8 protein-coding genes and 1 pseudogene are annotated in these 14,563 nt (G+C 32.9%); 6 read left to right on the forward strand and 3 right to left on the reverse strand.

Annotated elements, in window-relative coordinates:
- The first annotated feature begins 58 nt into the window (after positions 1 to 58).
- From EAG11_RS11610 to EAG11_RS11635, 6 genes are all read left to right on the forward strand, one after another.
- Positions 59 to 631 (forward strand): Crp/Fnr family transcriptional regulator, encoded by a 573-nt coding sequence (locus EAG11_RS11610; RefSeq protein ID WP_129539322.1) that lies wholly within the window; start codon positions 59 to 61, stop codon positions 629 to 631.
- A gap of 80 nt (positions 632 to 711) precedes the next feature.
- A complete protein-coding gene (locus EAG11_RS11615; protein ID WP_242499151.1) occupies positions 712 to 1,080 on the forward strand; it encodes an SRPBCC domain-containing protein in 369 nt (122 codons plus the stop codon).
- A 250-nt stretch (positions 1,081 to 1,330) separates the two neighbouring features.
- Entirely contained in the window at positions 1,331 to 4,060 is a 2,730-nt protein-coding gene (locus EAG11_RS11620) for a TonB-dependent receptor domain-containing protein (RefSeq protein WP_129539323.1), read from the forward strand.
- A 22-nt stretch (positions 4,061 to 4,082) separates the two neighbouring features.
- The gene (locus EAG11_RS11625; protein WP_129539324.1) at positions 4,083 to 5,435 is read left to right on the forward strand and encodes a DUF4876 domain-containing protein; all 1,353 of its coding nucleotides are present in this window, start codon (positions 4,083 to 4,085) and stop codon (positions 5,433 to 5,435) included.
- 67 nt (positions 5,436 to 5,502) lie between these two features.
- On the forward strand, positions 5,503 to 7,062 hold the full coding sequence (locus EAG11_RS11630) for a DUF6850 family outer membrane beta-barrel protein (protein ID WP_129539325.1): 1,560 nt from the start codon (positions 5,503 to 5,505) through the stop codon (positions 7,060 to 7,062).
- 74 nt (positions 7,063 to 7,136) lie between these two features.
- The gene (locus tag EAG11_RS11635; protein ID WP_129539326.1) at positions 7,137 to 8,318 is read left to right on the forward strand and encodes a cytochrome-c peroxidase; all 1,182 of its coding nucleotides are present in this window, start codon (positions 7,137 to 7,139) and stop codon (positions 8,316 to 8,318) included.
- Positions 8,319 to 8,567: 249 nt separating this feature from the next.
- On the opposite strand, the gene EAG11_RS11640 is transcribed toward EAG11_RS11635, so the two are convergent.
- From EAG11_RS11640 to EAG11_RS11650, 3 genes and pseudogenes are all read right to left on the reverse strand, one after another.
- On the reverse strand, positions 8,568 to 9,977 hold the full coding sequence (locus EAG11_RS11640) for an efflux transporter outer membrane subunit (RefSeq protein WP_129539327.1): 1,410 nt from the start codon (positions 9,975 to 9,977) through the stop codon (positions 8,568 to 8,570).
- 2 nt (positions 9,978 to 9,979) lie between these two features.
- Positions 9,980 to 13,131 (reverse strand): annotated as a pseudogene (locus EAG11_RS11645) (efflux RND transporter permease subunit).
- Between the two features lie 29 nt (positions 13,132 to 13,160).
- Entirely contained in the window at positions 13,161 to 14,294 is a 1,134-nt protein-coding gene (locus EAG11_RS11650; RefSeq protein ID WP_129539328.1) for an efflux RND transporter periplasmic adaptor subunit, read from the reverse strand.
- Positions 14,295 to 14,563: the final 269 nt, after the last annotated feature.

Consider the following 14,563-nt stretch of genomic DNA (forward strand, 5'->3'; position numbering starts at 1 on the left):
ATTTTCAAAATGCAATGCTTTGCCGTTAATCACAATTTTTATAACACCTCTATAACTTATGACTGAACTTGAACAATATATAAATTCTCATTTTGAAATAATTCAGCCCTCCGAATTGACCGCAGTAAGTTCTCTTTTTAAACAGGTAACTTTAAAAAAAGGCGAGTATCTCTTAACGGAAGGAAGGATATGTGACACATTTTGTTTTATCAAATCTGGTTTCTTAAGAATATTTACAATCCCTAACGGAATTGAGGTTACACAATGGATAGCAACAACAGGATATTTTGGTACAGATTTTTCAAGCTTCTTTTTTAGCAGTCCTTCACATTGGACAATTCAGGCTTTGGAAAACACAGAACTGTTTATTATTACAAAAGAAGATTATACTAAAATAGAAAGTCTTGTTCCTAACTGGGCTAAACTCGAAAGAACTTTCTTGATTAAATGCCTAACAATGATGGAAAGTCGAATTCAGAATCATTTGTCTTTGTCGGCAGAAGAAAGATATCTTCATTTTTTTGAAAACAATAAGATTTTATTTAATAACATTCCCCTCCAATATATAGCTTCGATGCTTGGAATGACGCCTGAAACTTTTAGCAGGATTAGAAAAAAACTATCGACTTAAATTCTTGATTTTTGTCAAGAGCAAAATCAGTTTTACGTAAGACCTTTGTTGTATTAATCACAATAACAAATAAAACAACAATGGCATTTTTATTAAACACCGAAATCGTAATTAACGCAACTCCTAATAAAGTTTGGGCAATACTAACTGACTTTAAAAACTACCCTAATTGGAATCCGTTTATTACATCATTGACAGGTGACTTTGAAATAGGAAAAAAAATTATAGTTAGAATAGAGCCACCGGAAGTAAAAGCAAGTACGTTTAAAGCGATAGTTACAGGTTTTGAAGTCAACGAAAAAATAAGTTGGTTTGGTATATTTATAATGAGAGGTTTTTTTGACGGAGAACATAATTTTGAACTTACTGACAACGGAAACGGCACAACAACTCTTGTACAATACGAAAATTTCACTGGTATTCTCGTCCTAATCTTCAAAAAACACTGAATAATAACACCAAACGAGGATTTGAAGCAATGAATAAAAAAGTAAAAAAACTGGCTGAAAGATAAATGCGAAAGAAACTTCGATTCAGTCTTTAATAAGTCATCATTTTTATATCTGAAAATATTTACAAACAAGAATTCCATTGCTAATTTAATCCTGAAAAAGGCAAAAGAACCAAACAAAGCTATTTGGTCTAAGTCTAAATAAATTTAAAAGTTTTACATTTGCAAAAATTTTAAAACACTTTAAATTGAGATATTTCGTTTTTTTATTCCTCTTTATTACCACTACTATTTCAGCACAGCAACTCTTAATAAAAGGATATGTTATTGAAAGCATAACTCAAAAACCGCTACAAAGTGTTACTGTTTTGGACGTAGAATCGAACAAATGGACAATAACTGACGAAAAGGGATATTTTGAAATCAAATTAAACGATACCAAACAATTTAACTTGAATTTCCATTTATTGGGCAAACAAGAAAAAAATATCACATATACTAAAGAACAAGTTTCGAAACCTATAATTGTAGAGTTAGAAAATGATGATTTAAGGTTAAAAGAAATTATTGTTACTGCCCGAAAAGGAAAAGACTTCTCAGAGATTATCTTGGGAAGGGAAGCTATTAATCAGGTACAGGCTTTTTCTCTTAGTGATGTTTTAGAACAATTACCAGGTCAGGCTACTACTAATTTTGACATGAATGAGTTTAAGACCATTGCTTTTAGAACAGTAAGACCAAATACCATTAGTAATAGTGCATATGGTAACAAATCTTTTGGAACCGCTGTCGTTGTCGATGGAATACCGATTTCAAACAATGAAAATATGCAATCCTATGGGGGGAACTATGGGGCAAATGGTGCAGGTCCATTCTCTCCTAATTTAATTGGTTTTGGGGATCCTTCAGCCAATGATTTTAACGGTTATTTTTCTAATGCGAATTTTGGAGCAGATTTAAGACAGATTTCAACAGGAAATATCGAAAAGATTGAAGTAGTTCAAGGTATTCCATCAGCTAAATATGGTGATTTGACTTCAGGATTAATTAAGATTGAACAGAAAGCAGGACAATCCCCTTTTAAAATTTACGCTTCTTTGAGAGATGGAACTAGCGAATATGGTTTTTCTAAAGGCTTTAAAATCAGTGATAATTTTGGTTTTTTAAATGCTAGCCTAAATTACACTAAATCTAACTCAGAGCCTCGCGTTTCTTATACGAAATACGATCGTGTTAATACAAGTTTGATGTGGAGTTGGGCCAACAAAAACATTCGTAATTCATTTTCTGTTGACTATGGTTTTAATAATGACAATGTTAATTATGAAGCTGAAGGTACAGATGATAAGATCGTTAAGAATAAAAAGAAAGACCTCTCGATTTCAAACCGTTTCAAAATAAATTTTTCGGAAAGTTATTTTGATAATTTAGATGTAAATTTCAATTTTTCTTATGGCGAGCAAAACACTTTTGAATCAAAAGTAGTAAATATTGGCGGAACGATAGTAGGTACAAGTACTACCGAAGGAGTCTACGAAGGAAGCTATACATCACCTAGTTATACTAGTATAAAAGCAGTAGAAGGTATTCCTATTTCTTCTTTTTTATCTGCCGACTTACATAAATCTATCTCTACAGATAGCTGGATACATAATATATCTTATGGAACTTCTATTAGAATGAGTGATAATAAAGGTCGTGGACGTTTAGGAAGCCCAGAAACGATGGATGGCGCTTTTACAAATGGAAATGGTGGATCTGGACAGGCTTTCCGACCTTATAATTATGCTGATAATATTTTGGCTGAATATCAATTTTCACTTTACGCTGAAGACAATATCGTAAAAAATTGGGATCGAAGCGCTTTAAGCATTGACGCTGGTTTACGTTATGATAATCAATACGGATATTCTTTTTTAGCGCCACGTATTAACACCTCTTATGCGCAGGATGATTTTAAGATTCGAGGAGGGTTTGGTTTAACCTCTAAAGCACCTTCTTTAAATCAAGTTTATACTGGTCCCCGCTATTATGATGCTGTTTTAGGAGATTACAGATTACCAGGTTATTATAATTTGGGGATTGTTCAGACTTTTATCGATTATCCTAATAATGAAAATTTAAAGCCTTCAAAAAGTTTGCGTTCAGAAATTGGTTTTGATTACAAACTGCCTTTTGCTACAGTAAACATTACTGGGTTTTATAATAATTTATATGACGGAATTACAAGTCAGCAGCTTCCTACAACACGTCAGGTTGCTGATCTGCAAATTAACTATAACGGAAATCAGACACCTACTTATACAATTACAGGATATTCGCCTTTTTACTATTTACAAACACAATTGGTAAACAAATACATATCGAAAGATAGAGGTGTCGAGTTTTTTATGAATTTTGATAAAACTTTTATTAGAAACATCTCTTTTGATTTTAATGGAATCTACGTACAAACGACAAATCGTAATGATGTCGATAGTTATTATCGCTCTACAAATGCGAAAACACCCGAGAAATATGGCCTATATAAACCTTATGATGAAAATTACAAAAGTTTTAATTTATCAGGAAATATAAGTTACCATTTACCTAAAATTGGTATGGTGATCGCAGTTAGAAGTGAGCATTTTATTATAAGCGATAATAATTATAGTAAGGACAACGAATTGTATGCCTATTTAGATCAGAACTTAAACAAGGTTTTAATTCCTAAAGAAGATCAAAACAACACTGCCCTTTACGGACATATTATGAAAACAAAGTCTGTTTATGACAGAGAGCTTCAAAAAGTATATCATAACTTTAATCTGCGAGTTTCGAAAGATTTCCTTAATGGATTTAGATTTTCATTCTATGCCAATAATTTTTTAGATCTAAAACAAACAGAAATTGCCTTTGTTAATGGTACTAATGAACAACGAATAAAACCTGACATGGTGAAATTATCCTTTGGAACCAAGATCGAATATCAATTTTAAATTTTAATACAACTTCAATTTTATGAAAAATATAATCCTATTATTTGCTATTGCAGTTACTTTTTTTTCTTGCACTATCAATGATGATTTTGGAGGTGGCACTAACTTACAGCCAGTTTCTTTTACTGTAAATTTAAAATACGATAAGGATCAATACAATGGTTTAGTTGTCAATACTGGAAATGTCGTTTTAACGAATACGAACACGGGAGATACTTATAAAGCAACTTCAAATACTACTGGTATTGCTAGTTTTACAAATATTCTTCCAGGAACTTATAATATAACAGCAACGAAAGTGCTAACAAGTCAAGAGTTTTCTGATTTGTTTCAATTTGTTCCTTCAACTGAGACGGTGACGTTTAATGGGGTACAAGAAAATATAACTGTTAACGCTAATATTACCTCAACCAATATTGATTTAAAAGCGGCAAGAATTGGAGATTTAGTTATAAAACAAATTTATTATGCTGGTTCTCATGCATCACAAGGTGCATCATTTCGCGATCAGTTTATTGAAATCTATAATAACTCTAACGAAGTAATTTATGCTGATGGTTTATATATTGGTCAGCTTTATGGTAAAATAAATACTATCCAAAGCTCTTTTACATTAGCAAACGGTCAGTATGACTGGAGTAAATCAATTGGTATGACATCTGGATCTGATGCGAATACAAAAAATGTTTATGCCGATTATGTTATAAGAATTCCTGGTTCTGGAACGCAATACCCCATAAAAGCTGGAGAAAGTATTGTTATTGCTCAAACGGCAATTAATCATAAATTTCCTTTAGTTGATAATACTGGTATTCCTGTAAGTGTGAAAAATCCAGATTTAACTATTGATTTAAGTGGTGCTGATTTTGAAGTGTATTTAGGGGATTATCTTTTGTCAAAAGGGAAAGATGTTTATCGTTATGATATTCAAAATCCAGCTGTTAAGGATATGGAAATTGGCTATTGGGGTCGTGCTGGATACGATAGCGGTAATCAAGATTTCTTAATCGATAATCCTGGGAGAGATAGTTTTATTATATTTCGTACTGATGATTTAAATAAATTTTCAGATTACTCAGATCCATCAATAACTACAATAGATAGTAAAACTAAATTCTTTCTGCAAATACCAACAAAGGATATTATAGATGGTGTTGATTTACAAAATTTTAACCCTAGTTCTCAAAGACCAAAAATGTTGCCTTCAGAAATAGATGCTTCTTTCACGAATTGTGATGCTGCATTTAACTCGCAATCTGTTATTAGAAAGACTAAAAGCATTGTTAACGGTCGCAGAATTTTAGAAGACAGTAATAATTCGGCTAATGATTTTGTAAAATTGCCTATGGCAAATCCTAGAGGTTTCGCAAACTAAATTATAAAGAAAGGAATAAAATAACAACGTGTTAGTTTTATTTTTTAAACAAGTTAGAATCTTAAAAATGATTTCAAAAAAAGCAATATTATTTTTTTTACTACTGTTAAGTTGTACTGTACAAGCACAACTTAAAGATAGTCTATTGGTCAATCAAAACTCATTCTATAATGATATTGGGGTTCAATTATTTGAAACTCCCCTCTTCTTCACCTCTCATAATTTAAGTGATTTTACACAAACTCAAATTGATTTTGAGCAAAAGCTAATGCCTTTTAAACGTGTACAAACTGCTGAAAAGGCAACAAAGTACTCATTTTCAACACATGGAATTTTCAATATAAAACCTAGATTACGACTTTTTGGAAATTTTATTTACAATCAAATACGTGAAGATGGTTTAGGATATAACCTTACAACAGAGCGTACGGAAAATCAGAACGTACTTTCTCCTAATTATTTTTTCGCACCAAAGAAAGGAAATTGGGAAATTCAAAATTACAACTTAAATGGAGGTGTATCTTATCAATTAGAAAATAATATATTGTTGGGAGCAACTGTTTTTTATATCAATAGTAAAAATTATCGAAAAATTGACCCTCGCCCACAAGTTGCGCTGAGTAAATATGGAGGAGAATTACATGGCGGTTATGTTTACAAAGATCATCGTGTGTTTGGTTCTGTAGGAATGTCAAAAAAAACAGAAACAGGTGATATCGATTACGTCGATGATACCCAAAATGCTCCTGCCTATCCAGAAACATTCACTACTTTTTCTTCTGGATATGGTCGTGTCGTTTTTAATTCGTCTTATAATAAGTATATCTATAATACAATTGATAAAAATTTTGGTTTGGGATACCAATTTCAGAATGATAGAAACAGTTTGGGTGTGACCTATAAATTCAACAAATCAATGGAGGATTTATACAGAAAAGATGCTAATGGTAATGTTTACATACAAAAAGATTTAAAACAGTACCGTTATCGCTTTTATTCGAATACTGCAAAATTGAATTATTATCACGACGGAGCGTCTAAAGATTATAAGCTACAATTAGAATATAGTGCTGGTCAGGGAGATAATTTTTCGGTGGCAGAAAACGGGCAAAACTACAGAATGAATTTAGATCGTTTGCAACTTAGTAGCGGGATTATTAAAAAAGAAAACGATCGTGTAATTTATAATTTTGAACTAATTGGTGCTTATGCTAAACATAAATACATTGATTTATTAGGCAACACAAATAAAAAATTAAACACTTTAGAAATTCAGGCAGTATTTAATAAAGATCTTTTTGTTAATGAAAAGAACAAATTAAACCTTGAATTTGGTGTGAATTATTATGTTGCATTAAACGAAGATCTGGTATATGTACCCACCTCATCAAATACCTCTTTTGCAGATAATGTGATTATTCCGGATCATGCTTATGATAGCACTTCAAAATTACAGTCGAATATTGTTGCTAATTATTATATCAAATTACCTAAGAAAAAAACACTTCAACTTTTTATAAATTATAAAACATTAACGGCATTAGACAATAAACATTTAGAGTACTATGCCAATTTAAATACAAAAGCAAGCACTTACTTCAATGGTGGGATTTCGATAAATTATTAAATTTTATGGTAATCAAAAAATAATAATTTATAATTTTGCAATTCCTTTGATTTGAAAGTCAATATTACCCAAAAATGAAAAAAAAATCAGTTCTAATAATCCTTTTATTACTTAGTATAACATTAGTTTCCGTAAGAAATTACAATCCTGATAATGACAACTATTATTCTATAGCGGAATTAAAAAAATTGTACAGCAGTGGCGATCACAGTAAATGGCCTAAGCCAACTATTGATAGTTCAGTTGTTGATTTTGAAGATCTAGGAGTACTTCCGAATGTTGTATTTCCAGAAGATAATCCTTATTCACTTGCAAAAAGAGAATTAGGTAAAATACTTTTCTTTGACCCAAGGTTGTCTGGTTCACAACAAATATCTTGTGCTTCGTGCCATGATCCTGAATTAGGTTGGGGAGATGGAAAACGCGTTTCTAATGGACATGACAGAACACCAGGTACACGAAATTCAAAGCCAATTATAAACGTTGCTTTTTCTAAGATTTTTTTCTGGGATGGACGTGCAGCAACTTTAGAAGAGCAGGCAAAATTTCCTATTGCCGATGTTAAAGAAATGAATAACCATATGGATATTGCTGTAAAGAATATTCAAAAGATAGAAGGATACAAAAAGTTTTTTTATAGCGCTTATGGGGAAGAAAAAGTAACAGAGGAAAAAATCCTAAAAGCTATTGCAACTTTTGAGCGTACGATTGTAAGTCGAAAAAGTCGTTTTGATAAATTCATTGAGGGAGATAGTACACAACTTTCAGATAAAGAAGTTAACGGATTACATTTATTTAGAACAAAAGCTAGATGCCTTAATTGCCATAATTCTTCTTATTTCTCAGACAATCAATTCCATAATGCTGGTTTGACATATTACAAACGAAAATACGAAGATTTAGGTAGATATTATGTTACACACAATCCTGAAGATGTTGGAAAATTTAAAACGCCTTCATTAAGAGAAATTACACATACGGGACCTTATATGCACAATGGATTATTTCCTCAATTAAGAGGGGTTTTGAATTTATATAATGCCGGAATGCCGAATATAAAACCTAAAGGTGATCAGGTTAATGACAAATTATTCCCTGTAACTTCACCTTTATTGAAAAAATTAAATTTGACTGAACAAGAACTACAAGATCTTGAAGCTTTCTTAAAAAGTATATCATCTGGAATTTATCGCGAACCTGCTCCTGAAGAATTCCCTAAAAAGAAAGAAAAGATTGCAAAAAGCAAAACGATTTAGAAATATTAGAGCTTTGTTTTATATACTTAAAGTTCGTACTACTTTATAAATTCAATTTCATAAATGCACTAAAATACAGGCAAGAAACAATATGATTAAGTTTCTACCCTATCAAAAAAAAAAAAAATCCTGAAATATTTTCAGGATTTTTTTATACTTACAAACCAATAGAAATTCCGATAAAGTTTCAAATACAAGATTTTATAAATTGATTTAAAGTTTAATAACAGAATCAGTGTACAATTAATTTTATTGCACTCCGCCTCCTAAAGCACGATATAAATTTATTGCCGCATTTAGTTTTTCTAATTTTATAGTAACAACATCTAAATCATTTTGCAAGGCACCATTTTGTGCCACAATAACATCCAGATAAGTTACCATACCACTTTTATATAATAATGTAGCATCAGAAGTTGCTTTGTCTAAAGAAACTGCTTTTTCAGTTGCAAGTTCCATGCGTTCATCGGCATATTTTAATTGTGACATTGCATCGCTCACTTCTCCAACAGCTGTTATATAAGATTGCTTAAACTGAATAACTGCTTTCTCTTGTTCTATAACTGCCACTTCATAAGCCGTTCTTAAGGCACGTTTTCTAAATATTGGCTGTGCTAAATTAGCGGCAATAGTTTTCGTAACTGAACCTGGAAAATTAAACCAATTATCGAATTCAAACGAATTAATTCCTATTGAAGGGCTCAAACTCAGTGTTGGGTACATTGTAGCTTTTGCTAATCCTGTTTTAGCATTAGCTGACATAACAGCATATTCAGCAGCTTTTACATCTGGTCTTCGGCTTAAAAGCGATGCGGGAATCCCAGAAGGTAAACCAACACTAAATTCTGCCACTTCAAGATTTCCTGATCGTGCTATTTTATCTGGATATTCTCCACATAAAATTTGCAATGCATTTTCCTGAACTGCTATATTCGTTTTCGCTAAAGGAACCAATAACTCAGCTGTTTTTTTCTGAGCTTCTGTCTGATGAAGCGCCAATGAACTAATTGCTCCTGAATTATATTGAAGTTTCATCATATTTAACGTACTGTCACTCAATTCAATATTTCTCTGTGCTATTTTAAGTTGCTCATCCAATCCTAAAAGATTATAGTACGATTGAGCAACCTGAACAATAATTCTGGTCTTTAAAGCCGAAAGATTCTCTTTTTGAGCAAAATAGTTAGCCTTAGCCTCTTTTTTCTGCATAGTTGCTTTACCCCATATATCAGCTTCCCAAGACAATCGAAGATTTGAATTATAGTCATCCATATAATCTTTACTGGTAAACTGCGCACTCAAAGAACCATTAAGTGAATTTTTAGACTGATAACTACGGCTCGCATTTGCATCAAAATCTAGCGTTGGCAATAGCGATAATTTAGCTTGTTTATAATTGAGGTCAAGCTGTTCCATACTTTTCATAGCGACAAGCACTTCGTTATTTTTAACGAGGGCTTTTTCTATCAAATCAACCAACAATGGATCTTTATAGTAATTTTTCCAGGGATGCAAAATCGTATCTCCTGTTAATACTACCTCTTCACGATATTTTTCGGGTACATTTAAATCTGCTCGAGAATATTTTTTCCCTACTACGCAGGATGTTAACAAAACACCTGTAAATAAAGAAATCCCAATTTTATATAGTACTCTCATTATTATTCTTTTATAGTTTTACTTACAATCTTCTTACTTGATACTTTTTCTTGTAGATATTGAAATAGTATAAAAAGTAACGGAATTACAAAAACTCCCAATACAACACCGCTAAACATCCCGATAGCAGCACTTACACTTATTGATCTATTTCCTACTGCTGTTCCTCCTGTGGCAAACATTAATGGTATCATACCCGCAATAAAAGCTAATGATGTCATGATAATAGGTCTTAATCTTGATCTGGCTCCCTCGATAGCAGCTTCTACAATAGATAAGCCTGCATAACGTCTTTGAAGGGCAAATTCTACAATAAGAATGGCATTTTTAGCCAAAAGCCCGACCAGCATAATTAAACCAACCTGAACATAAATATTATTATCAAGACCTACTGCTTTAACTCCCGCAAAAGCTCCCAATATACCTGTTGGGATAGAAAGCAATACTGCGAGAGGCAATAAATAACTTTCGTACTGTGCTGCCAATAAAAAGAAAACAAATAAAAGACATAAACTAAATATGGCGATGGTTTGATTACCTCCTTCTTTCTCTTCAAGACTTAGCCCCGTCCACTCATAACTATAATCCGACGGAAGTTTATCCAAAACTGTTTCTAGATTACCCATAATTTCTCCATTACTAAATCCTGGTAATGCTACTGCAGTAATATTAACCGAATTGTAAAGATTATAGCGGTTTACCGATTCTGGTCCATAAACCTTATGAAGCTTAACAAGAGATTTTACAGGAACCATTTCCATTTTTGCATTCCTTACAAATATTTCATTAAAAGCCTCCTGATCAGTTCTGAAAATCCCATCAGCTTTAACATTGACTCTGTAAAATTTTCCAAATCTTGTAAAATCTGCCGACTGATCTCCTGCAAAATAAGTTTGGATATTATTTAAAAGCTCACGTATGCTAACCCCCATTTGGCTGGCTTTCTCTTCATCTACTTCAAGTTCAAACTGCGGATAATCTGCTCTAAATGTCGTATAAGCATATTGAACTCCTGGTTGTTGCATAATTTGCCCAATCACTTTATCAGTCATCGCTTTTAATGTAGCTGGATCACGGGCTGTTCTATCCTGAAGTACAATTTCTGCACCACTTGTAACACCAAATCCTTCTACAGGAGGCATTCTGAGGACCATAATAGAACCTTCTTTTATAACTGATAATTTAGCACTAACCATATTAAGGATTTCATCAATATCTTGAACTGCTCCCCTTTCTTTTTTAGGTTTTAATTTTATAAATCCTAATCCGTACGCTGGACTCGCACTATTACTAAGGATATTAAAACCTGTGATGCTGGTATTATTATCTATTGCTTCTACTGTCGAAAGTTCTTTTTCAATCTTTTCAACTACTGCTGTAGTACGATCCAATGCTGTTCCTGGTGGCATCGATAAACTATAAAGCATGAACCCATCATCTTCCATTGGTACAAAACTTTTTGGAGTAGACATCATCATTACAACTGTAATAGCAGTTATTCCAACAACTAACCCTCCTGCAAGCCATTTTCTGCCAATAAGGAAACGAACTCCCTTAATGTATTTACCCGTCAAATTATTAAATCCTGTATTGAATCCAACGAAAAAACGCTCTTTGAATCCCGATTTATGAGAATCATTTGCATGATCTCCATTATGATTGTTCTTTAACAAAAGTGCACACAATGCAGGCGTTAGTGTTAGTGCATTTACTGCCGATATGATAATTGCAATCGCAAGTGTATAAGCAAACTGCTTATAAAAAATCCCTGATGATCCAGTCATGAAACCAATCGGAATAAATACTGCCGACATTACTAATGTTATCGATACAACTGCTCCTGTAATCTCTGCCATGGCACTATGAGTCGCTTCTTTAGCCGAAAGTTCTGAATCTCCTTCCATCTTACTATGCACGGCTTCGACCACTACAATGGCATCATCCACTACAATACCAATGGCTAGTACCAAGGCAAAAAGTGTTAGAATATTAATCGTAAATCCAAAGACCAGTAAGAAGAAAAATGTTCCTACAATAGCAACTGGAACTGCAATTGCTGGAATAATTGTCGAGCGAATGTCCTGAAGAAATATAAAAACTACTATAAAAACCAGAATAAAGGCTTCTAGCAATGTCGATTTTACTTGTCCTATTGCCTCATCGAGTCTTTCTTTAGTACTCATTACATTAACATATTTAATGCTTGGAGGAAAAGATTTGGATAAACGTTCTACTTCTTTATTAATCCCGATTTCGATGTCGTTTGCATTAGAACCTGATGTCTGTAATATTGCCATTGTAACGGCATTTTTCCCACTAGACTTATTGTCTCCACTATAAGAAATAGAACCAAATTCTACTCTAGCTACATCTCTAAGTCTTAAAATATTATTACCATCTGTTTTAACTACAATATTTTCATACTGCTCAGGCTTATTTTCTTCCCCTTGTATCTAATAACATACTCTAAAGCCGACTTTGATTCTTCTCCTAATTTTCCTGGAGCCGATTCTAAACTTTGATCTGCAATTGCCTGACTTACATCAGACGGTACTAATCCAGCATTCGCCATTTTTCGTGGATCAAGCCAAACGCGCATCGAGTAATCTTTTTGTCCAAAAATCTGTACCTGACCTACACCTGGAACACGCTTAATTTGAGGAACAAGGTTGATATTAGCATAATTTTGTAAAAACAACTCATCGTATTTGCTATTATCTTCTGTATAAAGATTGAAAATAACAATCATACTATTTTGCTGCTTAGAAGTCGTAAGCCCCATTCTGATAACTTCTTGAGGCAATTTTGGAGTGGCTTGCTGTACTCTATTTTGCACATTTACCGCAGCCTGATCGGGATCTACACCTTGTTTAAAAATTACACTGATAGAAAAAGTTCCATCATTACTGGCAGTAGATTTTATATACTGCATATTCTCAACTCCATTTATTTGCTCTTCAAGTGGAGTTACTACTGAACGAATAACTGTTTCACTATTTCCTCCTGGATAAACACCACTTACCATTACAGTTGGTGGCGCAATATCTGGAAACCTAGTTACAGATAATCTTGTAAGACCTATGATACCCAATATCACCAATACAATGGAGATAACCGTAGCCAATACAGGCTTATCTATTATTTTTTTTAACATAGAAAATGTTATTTATATTAAAGTCAAAATTATTTATTGCTCAACGCTTTTGTAGTTACTTTTGGAACTACTTCCATACCATCATAAAGTGCATCGATATTATTTAATGCAATCTTATCACCTGATTTTACTCCAGCTTTCACAAAATAGTTTGTTCCGGTATTAGCTGCAATTTCAATAGGAACCATTGCTACTTTATTGCCTTCTTTTAAAACATAAACAAAAAATTTATCTTGTATATCTTTTACACTAGCCATTGGAACGGTAATTACTGAAGACAAACTACTATTCAATATCACTCTTGCAGAACCTCCTGAACGTAATCGTTTTTTAGGATTTGGAAAAACAGCTTTTAATGCAATAGTTCCCGTAGTACGATCAATATTACCACTGGCAACTTCTAATTTACCCTGATGCTCATATACACTATCATCTGCCAAAATCAAACTTACAGATTGGTTTAATTCTGATTCTTTTGAAAAAGAGAGATAATCCGATTCACTCAATGAGAAATACACAAATACTGTATTAATCTCAGAAAGGACAGTGAGCGGAACAGCATCAGTTGGTGTTACCAAATTACCAACACGATTGGGGATACGGCTGATATAACCACTTACTGGTGCTTTAATCAAAGAAAAATCTGCATTAAGCTGCGAAGATCCTAAAGCTGCTTTTGCTTGAGCTGCCTGTGCAACGGCTGCTTCGTAATTAGCTTGTGCCGTTTTTAATTGCATATCCGAATATACTTTTGCATCAACAAGAGGCTTAATCTTCTCAATTTCTAATTTAGCATTTGCCAGATTTGCCAATGCACTCTTATATGCTGCACGAGTATTATTAACCTGCTCTACAAAAACATCTGATTTAATTTTAAAAAGTGATTGTCCCTTGGTTACGTAATCTCCTTCTTTTACATAAATTGCTTCAAGATATCCTGACACCTGAGGTCTTAGATCAACATTAACTGAACCTTCGATAATTCCTGGGTATTTTTTTTCAACTTCACCTGTCATAGATTTAGCCTGAAAAAAATCTACTTCTGGCTTTGGAGCTCCTAAAGCTTCTGCTCCAGCTTTTCCACATGAAGAAAAGCTAATGATAATCAATAAAACTACCATTTTGCTGAGTGTTTTATTATTTTGGAAAAACTGTTTTGTCATTTTATTTCATTTTAATGAATACATCGAATTTGATGCAAAATAACAATCCAAATCCCTCTTTAATTATTGGAAGATTACCCAACCGTAATTTTTCAATACTGAAACGAATACGGTAGATCACCAAAGGGAAAAATGATCTCTAGAATTGTGTGATGAAAATTTTTAATTGAACTTTTGGTTGTGTATGCTCGAACCAACTTATCTAGATAGGTATAATAGTTGCTCTTACTGCTATAAGAATCATCCAGATATAACGGTAGATCACACGA

Origin of the sequence: Flavobacterium sp. 140616W15, assembly GCF_003668995.1 — a bacterium.
In the GTDB taxonomy this organism is placed as follows: domain Bacteria; phylum Bacteroidota; class Bacteroidia; order Flavobacteriales; family Flavobacteriaceae; genus Flavobacterium.

Bases quoted from the DNA above. Each gene is read 5' to 3' on its own strand.
- EAG11_RS11615 (WP_242499151.1), top strand. From the start codon at position 712: ATGGCATTTTTATTAAACACCGAAATCGTAATTAACGCAACTCCTAAT.
- EAG11_RS11640 (WP_129539327.1), bottom strand. From the start codon at position 9,977: ATGAGAGTACTATATAAAATTGGGATTTCTTTATTTACAGGTGTTTTG.
- EAG11_RS11630 (WP_129539325.1), top strand. From the start codon at position 5,503: ATGATTTCAAAAAAAGCAATATTATTTTTTTTACTACTGTTAAGTTGT.
- EAG11_RS11610 (WP_129539322.1), top strand. From the start codon at position 59: ATGACTGAACTTGAACAATATATAAATTCTCATTTTGAAATAATTCAG.
- EAG11_RS11625 (WP_129539324.1), top strand. From the start codon at position 4,083: ATGAAAAATATAATCCTATTATTTGCTATTGCAGTTACTTTTTTTTCT.
- EAG11_RS11635 (WP_129539326.1), top strand. From the start codon at position 7,137: ATGAAAAAAAAATCAGTTCTAATAATCCTTTTATTACTTAGTATAACA.
- EAG11_RS11650 (WP_129539328.1), bottom strand. From the start codon at position 14,294: ATGACAAAACAGTTTTTCCAAAATAATAAAACACTCAGCAAAATGGTA.